This window comes from Pseudobutyrivibrio sp. LB2011, assembly GCF_000701765.1.
In the GTDB taxonomy this organism is placed as follows: domain Bacteria; phylum Bacillota; class Clostridia; order Lachnospirales; family Lachnospiraceae; genus Pseudobutyrivibrio; species Pseudobutyrivibrio ruminis.
Genome location: NZ_KL370823.1, coordinates 101213 through 121083, shown reverse-complemented (window position 1 = coordinate 121083; position 19871 = coordinate 101213). Strand labels below are relative to the sequence as shown.

The following is a 19871-nucleotide window of genomic DNA, read 5'->3' as shown; positions in this document are numbered from 1 at the left end:
CTAATATTAAATTAATTATTTTGATATTACTTTTTTGATGCGAATATCATTTCCAATGAGCTTGATAGTCTCATAGTTAGAGAATACTCGCGAAGTAATACGTTCGCTGTAGGTGTCTCTTAAATCTTCAAGAGAAAAATTAGTTGAAATTATAGTTGATTTACTACGAAGTAATCTTTCATTTAAGCATTGAAATAGGCGTGCTGTAGTGAAAGAATTCTGAAACTCTGTGCCTAAATCATCGATGATTAATAAGTCACAATCGAATATTTGATCATGAAGATCCGCTACGTTTGCGTTCTTCTTAAAAGTCTGTTCTTCAAAAACTCTGAAAAGCTCTGACGCTGTGAAGTAAATAACAGATATGCCTTCGTCTAAAAGAGCTTTTGCGATACAGTTGGAAAGAAAGGTTTTTCCACACCCTGTCTGTCCAAGCAACAAGAGATTACCACCTTTTTCCCTAAAATTCTGCACAAAGTTTTTCGCTCTTTCTAGCGCTATTTTAGCATTTGAACGAGCATCTATATCAGAATTATCCTCATAATAATCCTCATCGTATACATTTAAATCAAATGCATTGAAGTTTTCCTTGGCAAGAATGTTGCTGATATTAGACTGTCTGTAGACAATGTTAATAGCTGCCTGCTTGAAGCAATGGCAGCGTTTTCCATTGATATAGCCAGTGTCTTTGCAATCAGGACAATCGTATGGTGGCTCAAGATAATCTACAGGGAAACCTGCAGATTTAATAAGCTGCATACGACGTTCCTTAAGCTGAGAAAGCTTGCGCTTTGAGTCAGCGGAAGCTTCAGAAATACTTTTACCTTCAAAGATAGCAGTAATAGAAGATACTGAAACCTTTGATACTTCGTCATCTAGCTCTGAAAGGGCTGGAATAGCAGAGTATAACTCGTTTGTGCGGTAAGAAACAATCTGGTTGTTACGTGACTGCTTGTGATTGTATTCGCGCATAAGTGCGTCATACTGCTCATTAGATAATGCCATAAATTAACCTCCCTTTAGTGCCCAAGAAGCTTCTTTTCAAGTGCTTCAAAATCATAATCTCTCTGCGAGAAATTGTGGAACTTGTTGTTGGCCTTTGCACGAGCCGCTGTGGCGCTGTTTGTCTGAGCTGCCTTTGCACGGTTTGCAGAAGAAAGCTTAGCAACAGATGCCTTTGTAAATTCCGAATCAAGCTTAGCAATGTCATCAAGAGACTTTACCCCTGAATTGTGCCAGCTAGTGATGATTGTATCTGCGTATTTAAAGCTTGGTTTATTAGTCTGTGTGATGGTGCGTTCACATGCTTCTGTGATGATATCAAGTGAAAAGTTGTAAACGTTAACCCATTTGTCGATGTAGTTTAACTCTGAATCAACTAAATCGCGATTTCCGATGCCAAGTGCACGCTTGATTGTGTAAGCTGCGTTTGTATGTGCACTGCTGGATTTAATTGCTTCAGCTACTGTAGTGATTCCATCGTCGGCCCAGTTACGGGCAACAGTGTCCATGTAGTGGATGCTGCTGTGACCTTCGTCGATGCTAGTCTCAATGAGATACTGAATCAAATCAACAGACATGTGGAGACTGTCGTACCAGAATAATAGTGTGTTCATATCTGTTACAGAAAGTGGTCTCTTGAAGTAAGTCTGTGTAGCGAAAATAAGATCGCTAACCTCGTCGTTCTCCTTGAAAGCATCAAGCTGGTCTGAGCTGTAGCTTGGTCTGAATGGTACAGTGTTGTTAATAGCCTTATCTGAAACTGCAGGTGCGCCTGTGGCAGCAGCGACAGAAGCTGGAGCCGCAGTGGTAGGTGCAGTGTAGTTTACTGATGTGAATGAGTGCATATCATTCACATCCACTAGACAGATTCCTGAAAGCTCATTATCTGCAGAGTACTCAAGACGAAGCAAGCCTACTTTCTCCCAATAAGTAAATGCACGCATTACATCTTTTTCTGTGTGGTCTAAGCAGTCCGCCAACTGCGAGATGGAAAAATCAAAATCCTCTCGATTAAGACAACGAAGCAGATAAAGGTAAATCTTTACGTACTCTCCATTGGCATCTTTCATGTAATCGTCAATAAAAGTATTAGAAATGCAAGTAAAACCAGTGTTAGTGCTGGTATGTAGCATGATGTCAGCCATATTCAAATCCTCTCCCTCTTAATGAACCGAATTATATCAAAGTAATTCTGAAAAGAAAAGAGGCGAGACCCCGCAAACCCTTGTAAATAAAGGGTTTGTGGGGTCTGTGGATAATGTGGATAACTATTATGACCCATTGAAAATAGGGCATAAAAAAATCCACATTTTCGAGGGGGATAAATCCGTTCAAAAATGTGGATAATGTGGATAACTATTTCTGAAGTAGGTGTTCGCCTACTAAATACACATTTCCTGCGCCCATAGTTATCAACAAGTCATTGTTTACAATATTTTTTTCTAAAAATTTTTCACATTGGTCAAAAGAACCCAAATAATGAACTTCGGTTCCTAGCTTTTCGATTCTATCTGCAATGTCCTTTGAGCTAACACCGTAGATATCTGGTTCTCTAGCTGCATAGATGTCTGCAAGAACAACAACATCTGCTGCTGAAAGAGCTTTAGCGAAATCGTCAAGGAAGCTAAGTGTACGAGTGTATGTGTGTGGCTGGAAGCAAACAACCACTCTGTTGTGTGGATAGTTTGCAGCAGCTGCAAGGCTGGCAGCGATTTCTGTTGGGTGATGAGCGTAGTCATCAATTACAGTTGCACCATTGAAATGTCCCTTAAGCTCAAAACGTCTGTGAGCACCGCCGAACTTTGCAAGTCCTGCCTTGATATGGTCAAATGAAATGCCCATCTCAGTAGCGAGTGCGATAGCAGCAAGTGAATTGCTGATGTTGTGGTCGCCAGGAACATTTAATGAAACTCTTTCCATAGCCTTTCCGTTGAATACAGGAGTAAAGCTTGCAAAGCCCTTTTCATTATATGTAATGTCTGTAGGATAAATATCAGCGCCTTCCTTAAGAGAATAGGTGATAACCTGACACTTTAATCCCTCAGTGAAATACTTAACGTCATCAATCTCATTATTAATAATAAGAATACCGTCGTCTGATGTGTTGCCGGCAAACTTCTTAAATGAAGCGCGATAGTTCTCAAGATTCTTGAAGAAATCAAGGTGATCTGCTTCTACATTAAGAATAATGTTGTATTTAGGGAAGAATGAATGGTAGCTGTTTGTGTATTCACAAGCTTCTGTAATAAATACATCGCTGTCGCCAACATGAACATTGCTTCCAATAGCATCCAAGATACCGCCTACAGAAATAGTAGGGTCGTCTGCAGTCTCAAGGAGAATCTGGCTAACCATTGATGTGGTTGTTGTCTTGCCGTGAGTTCCTGCAACGGCAATTGAACGACCGTAGTTCTCCATAATCTCACCGAGGAGCTCAGCTCTTGTAAGCATTGGCTTGCCAGAAGCTTTTGCAGCAGCAAACTCAGGGTTATCCTCACGGATTGCAGCAGTATAAACAATAAGGTCGATATCTGATGTGATATTTTCAGCTGCCTGTGGATAACTAACCTTTGCTCCAAGTGATGCTAAATGAGCTGTGAGATCACTTTCTTCTCTATCAGAACCAGAGATAGTAAAGCCAGCGCCAAGCAATATCTCAGCAAGGCCGCTCATGCTTATTCCACCGATTCCAATAAAGTGCACGTGTATCTTGTTATTAAAATCAATTTTGTACATGAAAAATTTCCTTCTTTATATATTATTATACCCTCAATAATTTAAACCTAAAAACCTTGAGTTTCAAGGTACATTATATGAATTAGTAAAATTTACGGGGAATTGTCTAACTATTAACGATGTTATAGTAAAAAATTATGAATATTATTGCACCAAAATATTCACTTTGTTATACTAAATGTACAAGATTGTGAATTTAATTACAATTCACAACGGGGAGTGCGTTATGCACATCCTTAACTGACACCATGAGAAAGGCAGATGATAGGATGATTAGAAAAGAAATGATTGCCATGCTTCTCGCTGGCGGGCAGGGAAGCAGACTGGGGGTTCTAACTTCAGATGTAGCGAAGCCAGCAGTTTCTTTCGGAGGTAAATATCGAATAATCGATTTCCCTCTGTCAAATTGTATCAATTCAGGAATTGATACCGTTGGCGTACTTACTCAGTACCAGCCATTAGTACTTAATTCACACATAGGAATCGGTATTCCTTGGGACTTGGACAGGAATAATGGTGGTGTGACCGTTCTTCCTCCTTATGAGAAGAGCGACACAAGTGAGTGGTATTCAGGCACAGCCAACGCCATTTTCCAAAATCTTAAGTACATGGAGAACTATAATCCAGAGTATGTATTGATTCTCTCAGGAGATCATATCTACAAGATGGATTATGAAGCCATGTTGGATTTTCATAAGGCAAAAGGTGCTGATGTTACAATCGCGGTAATTCCAGTACCAATCGAAGAAGCATCTCGATTTGGAGTTGTTATTGCTGATGATGAAAAACGTATCAGCGAATTCGAAGAAAAGCCAGAGCATCCAAGAAGCAACCTTGCTTCAATGGGTATCTATATATTTAGTTGGAAGGCATTAAAGGAATCGCTCCTTGCTCTTAAGAATCAGAGCAATTGCGATTTTGGTAAACACGTTTTACCATACCTCCACGAAAAGGGAGCTCCAATGTATGCCTACGAATTCAACAGCTATTGGAAGGATGTAGGAACACTTGGATCATATTGGGAAGCCAATATGGAGCTTATTGATTTGATTCCAGAGTTTAACTTATATGAAGAGTTCTGGAAGATTTACACTAATCAAAATATCATTGAGCCACAGTTTGTTGCATCTACTGCAGTAGTTGAAAAAGCAATAATTGGAGCAGGTGCTCAGATTTATGGAGAGGTGTACAACTCAGTTCTAGGCGCAGGTGTAGTAATTGATGAAGGCGCGGTGGTTCGCGATTCAATTATTATGGAAGGCGCAGTTATTGGAAAGAACTGTGTAGTAGATAAATCGATTATCGCCGAGAATACAGTCATAGGCGAAGGAACAAAAATCGGACAGGGAGCCGAGGCTGAGAGCAAGCTTAACGCCAGCATCTATTCATTTGGATTGGCAGTTATCGGGGAGAACTCAGTTGTTCCAGCAAACGTTACTATAGGTAAAAACACAGCTATCAAGGGCGAGACTAGCGAAGCAGATTATCCTGACGGACAGTTGGCTAGTGGCGGCTATATTATCAAGGCAGGTGATCGAGTATGAAAGCATTAGGTATTATTCTAGCAGGTGGAAACAGCAGTAGAATGCATGAGCTTACTGAGAAGCGCGCTATCGCAGCGATGCCAGTAGGTGGAAGCTATAGATGTATTGATTTTGTCCTTTCAAACATGACAAACTCACACATCCAGACAGTTGCTGTGCTGTCGCAGTACAACGCACGTTCATTGAACGAGCATCTTAATTCAGCAAAGTGGTGGAACTTTGGTAGAAAGCAGGGAGGTCTCTTCCTATTTACACCAACAGTTACAACAAACAATAGTTGGTGGTACAGAGGTACAGCCGATGCCATTTGGCAAAATATTGATTTCTTAAAGAAAAGACATGAGCCATATGTTATCATTGCAAGTGGTGATTGTGTTTACAAGCTTGATTTCAATAAGGTACTTGATTACCACATTAAGAAACAGGCAGACATCACAGTAGTGTGTGCAAAGTTGCCAGAGGGTGACGACATCAACCGCTACGGTGTTGTAGAGATGGATAGAGACGGCAGAATTACAGAGTTCGAAGAGAAGCCAATGGTTGCTACTTCTGATATTGTTTCAGCTGGTGTCTATGTCATCAGAAGAAGAGCTCTCATCGATTTGCTTGAGGAGTGCAATAGAGAGGGCAGGTACAATTTTGTAACAGATATTCTCATCAGATACAAAAACATGAAGAGAATCTACGGCTACAGAATGGAAGGTTATTGGGCAAATCTTGCAGACGTAGATAGTTACTTCAAAGCAAACATGGATTTCCTTAGAAAGGATGTCAGAGATAACTTCTTCCATACTGAACCAGGAGTTTTCTCAAAGACACACGACCTGCCACCTGCTAAATACAACACAGGTTCAAAGGTTACGAATTCATTGGTTGCAGGAGGATGTATCATTAACAGTACGGTTGAGAATTCTGTACTATTTAAAAAGGCCTTTGTTGGCAACAATTCAGTTGTTAAGAATTGTGTCATTTTAAATGGAGCATACATAGGGGACAACGTGCACGTAGAGAATTGCATTGTTGAAAGCCATGAGACATTGCTCAGCGGATCCACATATATTGGGGAAAACGGAGTCCGCATAGTTACCGGAAACAAAAACAGATACGATATGCCAGTTGGGGAGGTATAACAATGCAAATCACAGACATTAGAATCCGTAAAATCGAAAAAGAAGGTAAGATGAAGGCAGTTGTTTCAGTAACAATTGACGAAGAGTTTGTTATTCACGACATCAAGATTATTGAAGGAGATAAGGGACTTTTCATCGCTATGCCATCTAGACGTGGTTCAGAAGGCGGCTACAAGGATATTGCTCATCCTATTCGCTCAACAACAAGAGAGCAGATGCAGACAATGATCCTTAATAAGTATAAGGAAGAGTTCCCAGAGTAAGATTTATGTTTTTAATTGTTGGTCTAGGCAATCCTGAAAGGAAATATGAAGGAACAAGGCATAATGTTGGATTTGAAGCCATCGACGCCATCTCAAAAAAGTTTGGGATAGAAGTCTCTCACAAGGAGCACAAAGGCATTGTAGGAAAGGGCGTTATAAATGGCCACAAGGTTATGTTGGTAAAGCCTCAGACATATATGAACCTTAGCGGAGAATGCGTTCGCGAGATGTGCGACTATTACGAAGTGGACCCAGAGACAGAGCTTTTGGTTATCTCTGATGATGTATCACTTTCTACAGGCAACATCAGAGTTAGAAAAAAGGGAAGTGCTGGTGGTCACAATGGACTAAAAAATATAATTGCACATACCGGTTCGAATGTGTTCCCTCGAATTCGTGTGGGAGTTGGAGAGTGTGAAAATGGTGACATGGTTAGCCATGTGCTCGGTCACTATGACGCTGAGGACAGAGAGCGTGTTGACGCCTCGATGGACAAGGTGATTGGAGCGTTAGAGTTGTTTTTAGAAGATAATTTGGATGGAGCCATGAACCAATTCAATGTCAAAGAAAAAGTTGAATAGCTGTTATAGCCTGCAGAAAGCTGCAGGCTATTTGGTTATTTACAATAACATTTTGTTATTTTATACTTTTATTTGTAATGAAATGGATTAGCTAAAAAGGGAGAACTATGTACGATTCAAAAATTCTTATTAAAGCAGATTTTTTAGGTAAGTTAGATATCACATGTAATGATGTGCCTATTGTACTAGAACGTAATAACACAACTAAGGTAAATCAGCTTTTCCAGATGCTGGTTTATTACACAAACGGTATTGCTAGAGATCAGGTTATTTACAATCTTTTCCATAATGAAGAGATTGCTGATGAATCTAATAGCCTTAGAGCTATTGTATTTAGATTAAGAAAATCCCTGGCTGCCCTTGATATTCCAGATGAAGACTATGTTTACATCAAGCGTGGAACATATTCTATCAATCCATTTGTGACTATCGAGTGCGACGCAGTCAAATTCGAAGAGCTTGCAAAGAATGCCCTGGGTGCAGAGGATGCAAAGGAACAGCAGAAGCTTCTTGAGGAGGCTTGTGCTCTTTATAATGGAGATTTCCTTGCTACACTTAGTGGCTACGAGTGGGTTGTAACTACTCAGGTAAGGCTTAAAAAGCTTTTTGACCGTTGCTTAAAGCAGCTTTTAGAAATATACGAATTACAAAAAGAATACAAGAAAATGTATGAGCTTAGCCATAAGGCTAACGATATCTATCCTTACGATGGATGGCAGACATACGAAATGCGTGCCCTCATCGAGGTTGGTAACACAAAGGATGCATTAAAGTTATACGAGGATACTGAGACTCTCATGTTTGAGGAGCTTGGTGTTTCCGTTGCATCAGCTATGAACGACCAGCTTGATAGACTAGGCGCACAGATTAAGAACAATACAGATATGATTAGCGAGGTTAAGAGAAACCTCGATACATCTAAGGAAGAAATACAGGGTGCATTCAACTGCACATACCCTACTTTCGTTGAGACATACAGATACATCAAGCGTGTCATCAGACGTTCAGGCCAGGCAGCATGGCTTATGCTTTGCACCATCACAGATGGCAAGGGCTTTGGTCTTAACGATTCCGACAGATTAGAAAATCTTGCTGAGGAGCTTTCAGAAGCAATCCGTACATCAGCAAGAGGTGGCGATATGTACGCCAGATATAGTAACAATCAGTTTGTAGTTTTACTTTTAGATATCACTCAGGAGGACTGCGTTTTGGTTCAGGCCAGAATCAACGAAAACCTTAGCAAGGAATCTAGAAAGCGCTACATCCAGTATCATCTTGCACCAGTTAATCTTGCAAGTGCTGGAACAGATTCAGACACAGCAGAGCTTCAGGATATGGTTAAAGGGGAATAGCTATGAACATCTCTGATAGAATGAAAAGAATGCACAATTGTGTTGGCATCACCATAGAAAGCAAGGATAGCTTCAGTGGCAAGCTGTACAGCTGCTACGACAAGTCGCCAATCAGCTATACCGATGTTGATGATTTCTTCAATATCATTAATAGCTTTCTGGATACTGTTGAGTTCCCAGCGCAAAAATTTAGATATAGAGCTTTCAAAAAGACATATCCTACTCTCAAGATTGTAGATATCGATCCAAAAGAAAAGCTTTTTGAAACTATGGATTTACTTCCTATGATAGGAAATGATAGCTTCATCCTTATGGTGACAGGCAGAGATAATGCTTCATGGCAGGGCAAAATCTACAGTGTTGCAGATGATGAAGAATATGATTTTAACAGTGAAGTGGAGTTAATTAGAATTTTAAATAAATAAGGAACAGTGGAGGAAGCAAGTGAAGAAATACAAATATTTGCTTTCACTGATTGTTCTTACTCTTAGCTTTATGGCTTGTGGCGATCAACAGCCAGCCTTTAATTCCGAATCATCCACCACAGAAAGCAGTTCAAGTGGTGCCATGGCGAAGGAATCAAAGGGCTCCAGGGACAACACCATCCGGGTGCTTACACCTGAGGCAAGTGGCGTGGAGGTTTATTCCAATGTGGATGCATCCATCGATGCAAGCAACGCCTCCGAAGGCTACGTTATGGTGAAATACACAGGTTCAGCGGCTAAGGTTAGAATGCTAATAGAAACGCCAGCAGGAAACACTTACAACTACCTGATGGATTTGGATGGCAACTACGATGTCTATCCTCTATCCGAAGGCAGTGGCACCTACAAAATTGGTGTCTATGAGAACTTGCATGATGATCAATATGCGGCGGCATTTACTCAGTCAGTGAGCGTAACACTAAAAGATGAATATAGTATGTTCCTGTATCCAAATGCTTACGTGGATTTCAATGCAAATTCCAAAGCGGTGAAAAAGGGCCAGGAGCTGGCGGCCAGCGCAAACAACGACATTGAGGTGGTGCAGAACGTTTACCATTACATCACCAAAAATGTTAAGTACGATTATGACAAGGCCGAGACAGTTCAGTCTGGATACATTCCAAATGTAGACAGTACATTGGCTACCAACACGGGAATCTGTTTTGACTATGCATCCCTTATGGGGGCGATGCTTAGGTCCCAGGGTATTCCAACACGGCTTGAAATCGGATACGCCGGCACGGAGTATCACGCATGGATATCCGTATATACGAAGGAGACAGGCTGGATAGATAAAATCATCCAGTTTGATGGAACTGATTGGACGCTTATGGACCCAACATTAGGTTCGTATGCAAGCAACAGTCAAGTAAAGAAAACTTTAGATGACACTACTTACTATCAACTGAAGTATAAATATTAAAGGTGTAACTATGAGCGAAAAAATTAGAAAACAACTTACTCCCGAGGAACTTTATGCATTCTCAGATGAAATGGGAATGATGATTTCCAGTGGTGTTTCAGCAATACAGGGAATCACAATGATGCTTGATGAGTCCCAGGGTGGAGAAGAAAAAGAGCTCCTTACAGAGATGGAGCAGGTAGTTGGAGAGACAGGCTCACTTTCAAAGGCAATTGAAAGTGTTGGCGTTTTCCCAGACTACTTCGTAGAAATGGCAAAGATGGGCGAGTCTACAGGTAAAATGGATTCAGTTCTCATCAACCTTGCAGCACACTATTCACGAGAGATGGCAATTTCAAATGCAATCAGAAGTGCAGTTACATACCCACTTATGATGGTTTGTATGATGCTTGTTATCATCATCGTGCTTGTAACAGAAATCATGCCAGTATTCAACAGAGTATTTAAACAGCTTGGTGGCACAATGGATGGCCTTTCAGCTGGTTTCCTTGCTGTTGGTACATTTATGAAGTCAAACGGTGTGATTCTTTTATTGATTCTTCTTGCAATTATTATTTATGTAATCGTTCTCAATAAAACAGAGTGGGGCAAGAATCATCGTAACGACATCCTTTACAAGAGTCGTCGTTTCAAATCAATCCATTCTAAAATTGCAACAAGCCGTTTTGCATCTGCAATGGCTATGACACTTTCAAGTGGAATGGATGTTATGCAGGCCCTTGATGTCAGCGGTAATATCGTAGAAGCTCCTGATTTCGAGGACAAGGTTGAAAAGTGCAAGGATTCTTTTGCAGAGACAATGGATATCGGAAAGGCATTTTCTATGTCAGGTATTTTCGGTGGTCTCTACGGACGTATGGCAATCCTTGGTGCTAAAACAGGTAATATGGAAAACGTTCTTGAGAAGGTTGCAACAACCTATCAGGAAGAAGCTGATGAAGAGATTAACGATTTAATCGCAGTAGTGGAGCCAACACTTGTAATTATTCTTTCAGTTATTGTAGGAATCATTTTACTTTCAGTTATGCTACCACTTTTGAACATTATGTCGGGGATGATTTAATATGGCAAAGACAAGATTTGGAAGCCTAGACGGCATTCATCAAATCAAACAGAAGAACGTGGCCGGCAGCACTATGATTTCTGCGGGGCTGTTTCTTCTCATATTTATCCTGTTTTTGTTTGCAGTATCAAAGGCATCAGCTGGCTCAGTTACCGAACAGCGCCAGAGCTTAAGTGATGCCATCGACAGGGCAATCATCCAGTGCTATGTCACTGAAGGCAGATACCCTGAAAGCTTTGAATACTTACAGGAAAACTACGGAATCATCTATGATGATGACCGTTTTAGAGTTGATTATGTTATCTATGGTTCGAATATGCGACCAGAGGTTACGATTATAAATCTGGAGGATTAACGTTGAAACAGGGACGACTTAGAAAACATAATATAGACATCATGTTTCTAATGGTCTTATTTTTGATATTCACCTTTTCTGCGGTGAGTGTTCTTTTGATGGCTGTAAATTCCTACAGATCAGTAGTACTAGCAAATGAAGCCAACTCAAGTGCACGTACAGCAATCGCCTACATCCGCGAGGAGGTTAGACAGCACGATTCTGATGGAGCAGTTACCCTTGATACATTTGATGGTGTTGATTGCATCAAAATGTCTGAGGGCAGTGGCTTCAATCTCTACATCTACGAATACGATGGATATTTGATGGAGCTAGAGGCAAAGGATACAGCCGGCGCCACAGCAGATTTTGGAAATAAAATCATGGAAGTTAACAGCATCAGCTTTAGCCAGGGAGAAAACGGCACTATCAATGTGCAGCTTGAGGATTCCCTTGGTGCAAAGCAGGATGTGGTAATAGGTGTCAAGTCAAAGGAGGGCCAGTCTAATGAAGAATAGAAATAACGGCTCTCGAATTTTCATGACTGAGCTTATGTTTGCAATTTTCTTTTTCATTATCGTATCGGCAGTTTGTATTCAGTGCTTTGCTGGAAGCTTTGCAAAAAGTGGTGAGGCAAAAGAAATCACTGAGGCAGTAAATCTTGCAAGTAATGCAGCAGAGGAGTATCTCTGTAATGATGACTATACCGGATTTACGGATTACTACGACGACAACTGGAATCTAGTGGACGATTCAGAAGCAACATACAAGGTTACAAGCCTTGTTATTGAGCCAGAATCAGAGGGCATGTGCCAGACAATGCACGTGGTAGTTTCCACAATTTCAGATGAAGAAATATATAGCTTAGCAGTTGAGAAAGCTCTTAAATAGGAGTGGCAATGGAGCATACAAAAAGAGAAAACAGGACAATAATAAATATAGGTACCTCGCTGATGGTTGTTATCCTGATTGGCATGGCATTTGCAGTAATTGCAGCCCTTGCCATCTCATCCAGTCACAACAACTACAATCTCAGTATGAAGCTTCGTAATCATACTGATGAATATTACAGCGCATCCAACCAGGCATACGAGATAATTGCTGATTCAGATTGGGCGGATCAGGAATTTACAGTTGATATTAATGAAAATCAGGTGTTAAATGTAAAGGTTGAATCTAAAGAGATTACTTGCTGGCAGGTGCAGAATGTTTCATCTTGGGAAGCAGACAGTACACAGCCAGTTATAACATTGGAGGATTGAGGGGGATAAAATGAGTACAAATATTGTAACTTACTTAACAGATGCAGTTAGAAAATACAAGGCTTCAGATGTATTTATTGTTACAGGCCGTGAGGTTTCATTCAGAGTAAACGACCTCGTGCTTACTCGTTCAGAATTGGAGCAGGGCTACACAGAAAAAGCTGAGCCAGATGACGGTCCAGTTATGCCAGCAAAAGCAGAAGATTTGGTTCGCCAGATTTATGAGCTTGCAGGCAGAGATATTACAAAATACATCGAAGGCGGCGATGACGATTTCTCATTTGCAATCAAGGATGTTTCTCGTTTCAGAGTTAATGCATTCATGCAAAGAGGTACTTTTGCAGCAGTAGTTCGTGTCATCACATTCACACTGCCAGATTACAAAGAGTTACTCATTCCAGAATCTGTAATCAATCTTTCAAATGAGTCAAAGGGCTTGGTGCTTGTAACAGGTCCTGCCGGAAGTGGTAAGTCTACCACTTTGTCTTGTATTGTTGACAAGATTAATAAAAACTATAACAAGCATATTATTACCCTTGAGGACCCTGTGGAATACCTTCACAGACACGGCAAATCAATCGTGTCTCAAAGAGAAATCCACTTAGATACAGAGAACTATGTGACTGCACTTCGTGCCTCACTTAGACAGAGTCCAGATGTTATTTTGCTTGGAGAGATGCGTGATGCTGAAACAATTTCCGTTGCAATGACCGCGGCTGAGACAGGACATTTAATTCTGTCAACATTGCACACCATTGGAGCAGCAAACACAATCGATAGAATTATCGACGTATTCCCTTCTGAGCAGCAGCACCAAATAGCATTACAGCTTTCTATGGTTATAAAGGCAGTTGTATCTCAGCAGCTTGTTCCAGCTGTTGACGGTTCACTTGTGCCTGCATTTGAAGTCATGACAGTGACTCCAGCCATCAGAAATATGATCAGAGAAAACAAGGTACCACAGATCGAAGGTGTCATCTATTCAAGTGACACAGACGAAATGGTATCAATGGATTCTAGCCTTTTCAAATTGGTGCGTGAAGGCAAAATCACAAAGGAGACAGCTATGGAATTTGCTGTCAATGCAGAAATGCTAGGAAGAAGATTAGGAGTTTAGTTAGAAATGGAAAGTTTTAAACCTATGCTGTTTACTTGCATGAAGAAGTATAGCAAGGAGCAGTTCTTTAAAGACTTAGTATCTGGAATCATTGTGGCAATCATCGCATTGCCACTTTCTATTGCCTTGGCTTTGGCCTCAGGTGTTGGCCCAGAGCCAGGTTTATATACAGCAATCGTTGCTGGATTTTTGATTTCCTTCTTCGGAGGAAGTACAGTTCAGATCGCTGGACCTACAGCAGCCTTCGCTACAATCGTAGCAGGCATCATTGCAACTGATGGAATGGATGGTCTCATCATTGCAACTATCATGGCTGGTATTATTCTTATCATCTTAGGTGTGGTAAAGGCCGGCGCACTTATCAAATTCATCCCATACACAATCACAACTGGTTTCACAGCCGGTATCGCAGTTACAATTTTAATTGGTCAGTTCAAGGATTTCTTCGGTGTAGATTTCCACGGTGAAAAGCCAATCGAAACAATCGACAAATTAAAAGTATTCTTTGGCAACATTGATTCACTCAACTGGCAGGCAACACTTGTTGGCGTTGTATGTCTTGCAGTGCTTATCATTTGGCCAAAGTTCTTCTCAAAGATTCCTGCATCAATCATTGCTGTATTCGTAAGCATCGCGATGGTACAGGGACTTCACCTTAACGTAAACACAATCGGAACTCTTTATCCAGATTTAAAGGCAGGCTTGCCAACAATCTCAGTTCCACATTTTTCACTTGCAGTAGTTAGAAACGAAATGCCTAACGCATTTACGATAGCAATTCTTGCAGCAATCGAGTCACTTCTTTCTGCAGTAGTTGCAGATGGAATGGTAAACAGCAAGCACAGAAGTAACCAGGAGCTTATTGGTCAGGGTATCGGTAACATCGGATCAGTTCTTTTCGGTGGTATCCCTGCAACAGGAGCTATCGCTCGTACAGCTGCCAACATCAAAAACGGCGGTCGTACACCAGTAGCAGGTATGGTTCATTCAGTTACACTTCTTATCGTACTTGTTGTACTTATGCCATATGCAAAGTTCATCCCAATGCCATGTATCGCAGCAATCCTTTTCCAGGTTGCATACAACATGTGCCAGTGGAGACCTTTCGTAAGACTTGTAAAGTTTGCTCCAAAGTCAGATATCATCGTACTTGTACTTACATTCGTTCTCACAGTAGTATTCGACCTTGTTGTTGCTATTGAGTGGGGTATGATTGTTGCATGTATCCTCTTCATCAAGAGAATGAGCGAGGAGACTCATGTCAGCGGATGGACATATCAGTCAGACGATGCAGAGTTTGTTGATGATTTACGTCCAGTTGAAAAGGAAATCAGAGTATTTGAAATCACAGGACCACTTTTCTTTGGTGTTTCTGATATGCTTGCAGAAAGCATTAACGTAAAGGATTATACAAAGGTGCTTGTCATCAGAATGCGTTCTGTTCCAGCCATCGACGTTACTGCTCTTAGAGCACTTCGCGATTTGGTTGAGCGAGCAAAGAAAAAGGGAGTTACAGTTGTATTCTCACACGTAAATGAGCAGCCACGTCACATGATGGAAAAGGCTGACTTCGTAAATACGGTAGGAGCTGAGAACTTCCAGCCAAACATTGATGCAGCACTTGATAGAGCTGAAAAGATTATAGGCAAATAATTATGAAAACTTTTTTGGAACCATTTAAAAATTTAACAGCTGTTGAGTCTCTTCGCGAGGCTCTAGCTCGTTATGGCAAGGTTTACGATATCACGGGGTGTGCTGATAAAGCGCACCTCATTTTTGGTATTGGGCATGATGTCAGCCACAATCTGATTATCACATCGGACGAGCTGAAGGCCAGAGAATTATACGAGGAATATCGTTTTTACGATAATGATGTGGTATATTTTCCAGCCAAGGATTTTCTTTTTTATCAGTCCGATATCAGAGGTAATGCCCTTACTCGTGAACGAATGAATGCTATTGAGGCAGTTATAAATAACAACAGCTGTACCGTCATCACCACTATCGACGCCCTTATGAATAAGCTACCGGATGTGTCTTATTTTGAGGATGGTGTTGTTGCCATTTCCGATACTGATACTATTGAGCTTGAGGCTTTGCGCCGCAAGCTAGTTGCTATGGGCTACGAGGCAGTGGGCACCTGCGAGCATCCTGGAGAATTTGCAGTGCGAGGTGGAATCATTGACGTGTTCCCTCTTACCGCAGATTTGCCAGTACGTATCGAGCTTTGGGGCGACGAGGTTGATAGCATCCGTTCCTACGATGCCAGCAACCAAAAGTCAATCGAGAATATCAGCTCGGTAATCATCTTCCCAGCAGTTGAGCTTATCCTTTCCGCTGACGAGGTAGAGGCAGGTCTTGCTAAAATCGAGGCCGAGCGAGATGAGCGCTACGAAGCATATCGCAAGGAAATGAAGACAGAAGAGGCATATCATTTGAAAACATATGCCGATAGGGTAGTGGAAGAAACCAGAGAATGGGGCCTTAGCCAGGAGCTTGAGACAAATCTTACTTACTTCTGCGATAAGCTTGGCTCATTCATCGATTTCATGCCTAAGGGCACTTATGTCTTCATCGATGAGGTTCAAAAGGTTATTACCAAGGGTGAAGTTACTCAGACAGAGTTTTCCGATGCCATGACTCGTCGAGTAGAGGCTGGCTACATGCTTAAGGGCCAGATGGAAATGCTTTACGGTGTGGAGGAGATTTTTGCCAAAATCGAAAAGTGCCCAACCACACTTATGTCAGTTCTCGATGCAAAAAACAAGCTCCTTAAATCTGCAGACCATTTCAGCATCGCTGTGCAGGGAGTAAACGCATACAACGGCAGCTTCGAGCTTCTCACCAAGGAGCTCCTTCAGTACAAGAAACGTAAATACAAAGTGCTTCTTGTGACAAGCTCATCTACCAAGGGACAGCGCCTGGCAGAGGATTTGTTGCAGGAAGGATTAAATGCATATTTCACATCAGATTTGGATCATCAGATAAATCCTGGTGAAACTATGCTTTGTGTAGGAAATATAAAGCGCGGCTATGACTATCCTGATAGTGCCTTTGTAATGCTTTCAGATGGTGATATTTTCGGCCACGTCCGCAAGAAAAAGCATCGTGTAAAGAAGTACGAGGGAGAGTCAATTTCATCCTTCTCTGATTTGCATGTAGGGGATTATGTCGTTCATGAAAACTATGGCCTCGGTGTCTACAAGGGTACCGAGCAGATGGAAATAGACAAGGTTATCCGCGATTATATCAAGATTGAGTATGCAAAGGGCAGCAATCTTTATGTCCTTACATCTCAGCTGGATATGATTCAAAAATATTCCGGCCCGGACGGTAAAAAGCCAAAGCTCAACAGCCTCGGCGCAGGTACTCAGGAATGGACTAGAACAAAGCAGAAGGTTCAGTCTGCCGTTGGAGTTGTGGCAAAGGAGCTTGTGGATTTGTACGCTCTTCGCCAGAATACAGATGGTTTCGTATACGGTCCAGATACTGTATGGCAAAAGGAATTCGAGGAAAGCTTCCCATACGAGGAGACGGAGGGCCAGCTTTCAGCAATCGAAGCTGTTAAGTCGGATATGCAATCTACTAAAATCATGGACCGCCTTATCTGCGGCGATGTTGGTTTCGGCAAAACAGAAGTTGCCATGCGAGCAGCCTTCAAGGCAGTGCAGGAAGGAAAGCAGGTGGCATATTTGGTTCCAACCACTATCCTTGCTCAGCAGCACTACAACAACTTTGTTCAGCGTATGGGAGGCTACCCAGTAAACATGGGACTTTTATGCCGATTCAGAACAGCAGCCGAGCAAAAGAAAACAATCGAAGGATTGAAGGCAGGCACAGTAGATATTGTTATCGGAACTCATCGCTTGCTTTCAAAGGATGTGGAGTTCAAGGATTTAGGACTGCTCATAATCGATGAGGAGCAGCGATTTGGTGTAAACCACAAGGAGCGCATAAAGCAGATGAAAAAGACTGTAGATGTGCTGTCACTTTCTGCTACACCAATTCCTCGTACACTTCACATGTCGCTAGTAGGAATACGTGATATGAGTGTTTTGGATGAGGCCCCAATGGAGCGCACTCCAATCCAGACATTCGTATTTGAATATAATGAGGAAATGGTTCGTGAGGCAATCGTTCGAGAAATGGCCCGCGACGGTCAGGTATATTATGTTTTCAACCGTGTTCGTGGAATTCAGGATATGGCGGCAGAAATTGAGCGACTTGTACCGGAGGCAACGGTGGGCTACATACACGGCCAAATGACTGAGGCCAAGGTTGAGGATGTTATGATGCAGTTCATCAACCATGAAATCGATGTGCTTGTTGCTACAACCATCATTGAAATTGGCTTGGATATTTCTAACGTAAATACGATAATCATACATGACTCAGACAACATGGGATTGTCTCAGTTGTATCAGCTTCGTGGCCGAGTTGGTCGAAGCAACCGTACCGCATATGCCTTCTTAATGTATCGCAGAGACAAGATGTTAAAGGAAGTTGCCGAAAAGCGTCTTGCTGCTATTAAGGAATTTACAGATCTTGGCTCAGGCTTCAAGATTGCCATGCGTGATTTGGAAATCCGTGGCGCCGGCAATCTGCTTGGAGTGGAGCAGCACGGCAACATGACAGCAGTAGGTTACGACCTGTACTGCAAGATGCTGAACGAGGCAGTAAAGATTGAAAAGGGCGAAGTCAAGGAAGAGAGCTTCAACACATCAGTGGACATCAACATCGAGGCTTACTTGCCAGATACTTACGTATCCAACGAGGAGCAGCGAATCGACATCTACAAGCGTATTGCGGCCATCGATTCTGAGGAAGCTCGCGACGAAATGCTGGACGAGCTTGTGGACCGTTTTGGCGAGCCAAAGCGATGCGTACAGAATCTTCTCTGGGTGGCAATGCTCCGCGTAAAGGCTCACGACGCATACGTCACAGCCATCGAGCAAAAGGGCGATTTCATCCGCATCGTAATGTACGAAAAGGCCAAAATCGACGTGGCTCAGATTCCAGCCCTCCTGGAGCGCAACAACCCACACATCACATTCGCAGCTGACCCAAAGAACCCGGCCTTTATCTTCAACACCAAGGCCAACACCCGCATAAAGCCAAACGAAGTGTTTGACTACCTGCAGGACTTCTTATTGGATTTGAAGTCTATAAAGGTGGAAGAATAGAGCAAGGCAAAGGTGTGATAGGTGCTAGGTGGAAAAGCTGTTGGAAATAATTGAGGTTGTTTCAACCTGCTAGCTACAGCATATCAGCAGCTGTCTTGCGTCAAGAGCAAGGCCTTGCGGCGCTTCGCCTCTTGACACTGCGCCAGCATGCAGATATGGGGTAGCCAAGCAGGTTTGAAACTGGGAGTGTGGCGACACCACCAGTGCTGATTACTATCTGAGAGGGAAAATAGAGAGTAGATAGTAAGGAAAGGGCAGAAACTTACTATCTGAATGAGAAAATGGATATTAGATAGTAAGAAAAGGGCAGAAACTTACTATCTGAAAGGGAAAATGGAGAATAGATAGTAAGAAAGAGGAAGAAACTTACTATCTGAATGAGAAAATGGGTATTAGATAGTAAGAAAGAGGAAGAAACTTACTATCTGAAATAGAAAATATAAGCTAGATAGTAAATAGAGAGAAGGAATATGGAGACCAGTAAGTATATTCACATAGTGCAGTACTATGAAACAGATAAAATGGGGATAACACATCACTCTAACTACATTAGGTGGATGGAAGAGGCAAGAGTTGATTTTCTTAATCAAATTGGCTGGCCATTTGACAAGTTGGAAGCTCTTGGAATTGTATCCCCAGTTTTAAATGTTTCTTGTGATTATAAGCTTTCCACTGTTTTTTCTGAAAAGATTGCAATAGCAGTAGCAGTGAAGGAGTTCAAAGGAGTAAAACTCTTTCTTTCATACACAATGGAAAATGAAGAAGGTAAAGTGGTTTGTACTGGCACAACAAGTCACGCTTTTTTGAATACACAAGGTAGACCAATCAGAATGAAACAAGAATATCCCGATTTCTACCAGTGCTTAATGAACATGGTTGAAGACCAGTAAATCTATA

19 protein-coding genes are annotated in these 19871 nt (G+C 41.8%); 16 read left to right on the top strand and 3 right to left on the bottom strand.

The features are described from left to right. Nucleotides 1–15: 15 nt before the first annotated feature. From T375_RS12250 to murC, 3 genes are all read right to left on the bottom strand, one after another. Nucleotides 16–1005 (bottom strand): ATP-binding protein, encoded by a 990-nt coding sequence (locus T375_RS12250; protein WP_044939024.1) that lies wholly within the window; start codon nucleotides 1003–1005, stop codon nucleotides 16–18. A 14-nt stretch (nucleotides 1006–1019) separates the two neighbouring features. Then, nucleotides 1020–2147, bottom strand: a complete 1128-nt coding sequence (locus T375_RS12245) for a DnaD domain protein (RefSeq protein WP_044939021.1) — start codon at nucleotides 2145–2147, stop codon at nucleotides 1020–1022. 211 nt (nucleotides 2148–2358) lie between these two features. Continuing rightward, nucleotides 2359–3738: a UDP-N-acetylmuramate--L-alanine ligase gene (gene murC / locus T375_RS12240; protein ID WP_044939018.1), complete on the bottom strand. Its 1380-nt coding sequence runs from the start codon at nucleotides 3736–3738 to the stop codon at nucleotides 2359–2361. Nucleotides 3739–4007: 269 nt separating this feature from the next. Between murC and T375_RS12235 the strand changes: the two genes are divergently transcribed. The 16 genes from T375_RS12235 to T375_RS12160 all read left to right on the top strand — a co-directional run bounded on the left by T375_RS12235 (nucleotide 4008) and on the right by T375_RS12160 (nucleotide 19864). Next, the gene (locus T375_RS12235) at nucleotides 4008–5282 is read left to right on the top strand and encodes a glucose-1-phosphate adenylyltransferase (RefSeq protein WP_044939391.1); all 1275 of its coding nucleotides are present in this window, start codon (nucleotides 4008–4010) and stop codon (nucleotides 5280–5282) included. Next, nucleotides 5279–6412: a glucose-1-phosphate adenylyltransferase subunit GlgD gene (gene glgD / locus T375_RS12230; RefSeq protein WP_044939015.1), complete on the top strand. Its 1134-nt coding sequence runs from the start codon at nucleotides 5279–5281 to the stop codon at nucleotides 6410–6412. The genes T375_RS12235 and glgD overlap by 4 nt, the downstream gene beginning before the upstream one ends. 2 nt (nucleotides 6413–6414) lie before the next feature. Then, nucleotides 6415–6675 (top strand): septation regulator SpoVG, encoded by a 261-nt coding sequence (gene spoVG, locus T375_RS12225; RefSeq protein ID WP_028235339.1) that lies wholly within the window; start codon nucleotides 6415–6417, stop codon nucleotides 6673–6675. Nucleotides 6676–6680: 5 nt separating this feature from the next. Further along, entirely contained in the window at nucleotides 6681–7256 is a 576-nt protein-coding gene (gene pth, locus T375_RS12220; RefSeq protein ID WP_033152292.1) for an aminoacyl-tRNA hydrolase, read from the top strand. A 107-nt stretch (nucleotides 7257–7363) separates the two neighbouring features. Further along, nucleotides 7364–8608, top strand: a complete 1245-nt coding sequence (locus tag T375_RS12215) for a BTAD domain-containing putative transcriptional regulator (protein WP_044939011.1) — start codon at nucleotides 7364–7366, stop codon at nucleotides 8606–8608. Nucleotides 8609–8610: 2 nt separating this feature from the next. Continuing rightward, nucleotides 8611–9033 (top strand): hypothetical protein, encoded by a 423-nt coding sequence (locus T375_RS12210; RefSeq protein ID WP_044939008.1) that lies wholly within the window; start codon nucleotides 8611–8613, stop codon nucleotides 9031–9033. Nucleotides 9034–9052: 19 nt separating this feature from the next. Beyond that, on the top strand, nucleotides 9053–10015 hold the full coding sequence (locus T375_RS12205; protein WP_242839285.1) for a transglutaminase-like domain-containing protein: 963 nt from the start codon (nucleotides 9053–9055) through the stop codon (nucleotides 10013–10015). A gap of 10 nt (nucleotides 10016–10025) precedes the next feature. Then, on the top strand, nucleotides 10026–11078 hold the full coding sequence (locus T375_RS12200; RefSeq protein ID WP_044939005.1) for a type II secretion system F family protein: 1053 nt from the start codon (nucleotides 10026–10028) through the stop codon (nucleotides 11076–11078). Nucleotide 11079: 1 nt separating this feature from the next. After that, nucleotides 11080–11433 carry a hypothetical protein gene (locus tag T375_RS12195; RefSeq protein WP_081822054.1) on the top strand — a complete coding sequence of 118 codons (354 nt, stop codon included), beginning with the start codon at nucleotides 11080–11082 and terminating at the stop codon, nucleotides 11431–11433. 2 nt (nucleotides 11434–11435) lie between these two features. Further along, a complete protein-coding gene (locus tag T375_RS13360; protein WP_049960434.1) occupies nucleotides 11436–11930 on the top strand; it encodes a DUF4860 domain-containing protein in 495 nt (164 codons plus the stop codon). Next, entirely contained in the window at nucleotides 11920–12303 is a 384-nt protein-coding gene (locus T375_RS12185; RefSeq protein WP_044939002.1) for a hypothetical protein, read from the top strand. Before T375_RS13360 ends, T375_RS12185 begins: the two co-directional genes overlap by 11 nt. An 8-nt stretch (nucleotides 12304–12311) precedes the next feature. Then, nucleotides 12312–12674, top strand: a complete 363-nt coding sequence (locus T375_RS12180; protein ID WP_044939000.1) for a hypothetical protein — start codon at nucleotides 12312–12314, stop codon at nucleotides 12672–12674. Between the two features lie 10 nt (nucleotides 12675–12684). Then, entirely contained in the window at nucleotides 12685–13791 is a 1107-nt protein-coding gene (locus tag T375_RS12175; protein ID WP_044938996.1) for a type IV pilus twitching motility protein PilT, read from the top strand. A 6-nt stretch (nucleotides 13792–13797) separates the two neighbouring features. Then, nucleotides 13798–15444, top strand: a complete 1647-nt coding sequence (locus T375_RS12170; protein ID WP_044938993.1) for a SulP family inorganic anion transporter — start codon at nucleotides 13798–13800, stop codon at nucleotides 15442–15444. A gap of 2 nt (nucleotides 15445–15446) precedes the next feature. Then, complete coding sequence (gene mfd, locus T375_RS12165; protein ID WP_044938990.1) at nucleotides 15447–18974, top strand: transcription-repair coupling factor; 3528 nt, start codon at nucleotides 15447–15449, stop codon at nucleotides 18972–18974. 470 nt (nucleotides 18975–19444) lie between these two features. Then, on the top strand, nucleotides 19445–19864 hold the full coding sequence (locus T375_RS12160; RefSeq protein WP_044938987.1) for an acyl-CoA thioesterase: 420 nt from the start codon (nucleotides 19445–19447) through the stop codon (nucleotides 19862–19864). The last annotated feature ends 7 nt before the right edge of the window (nucleotides 19865–19871 follow it).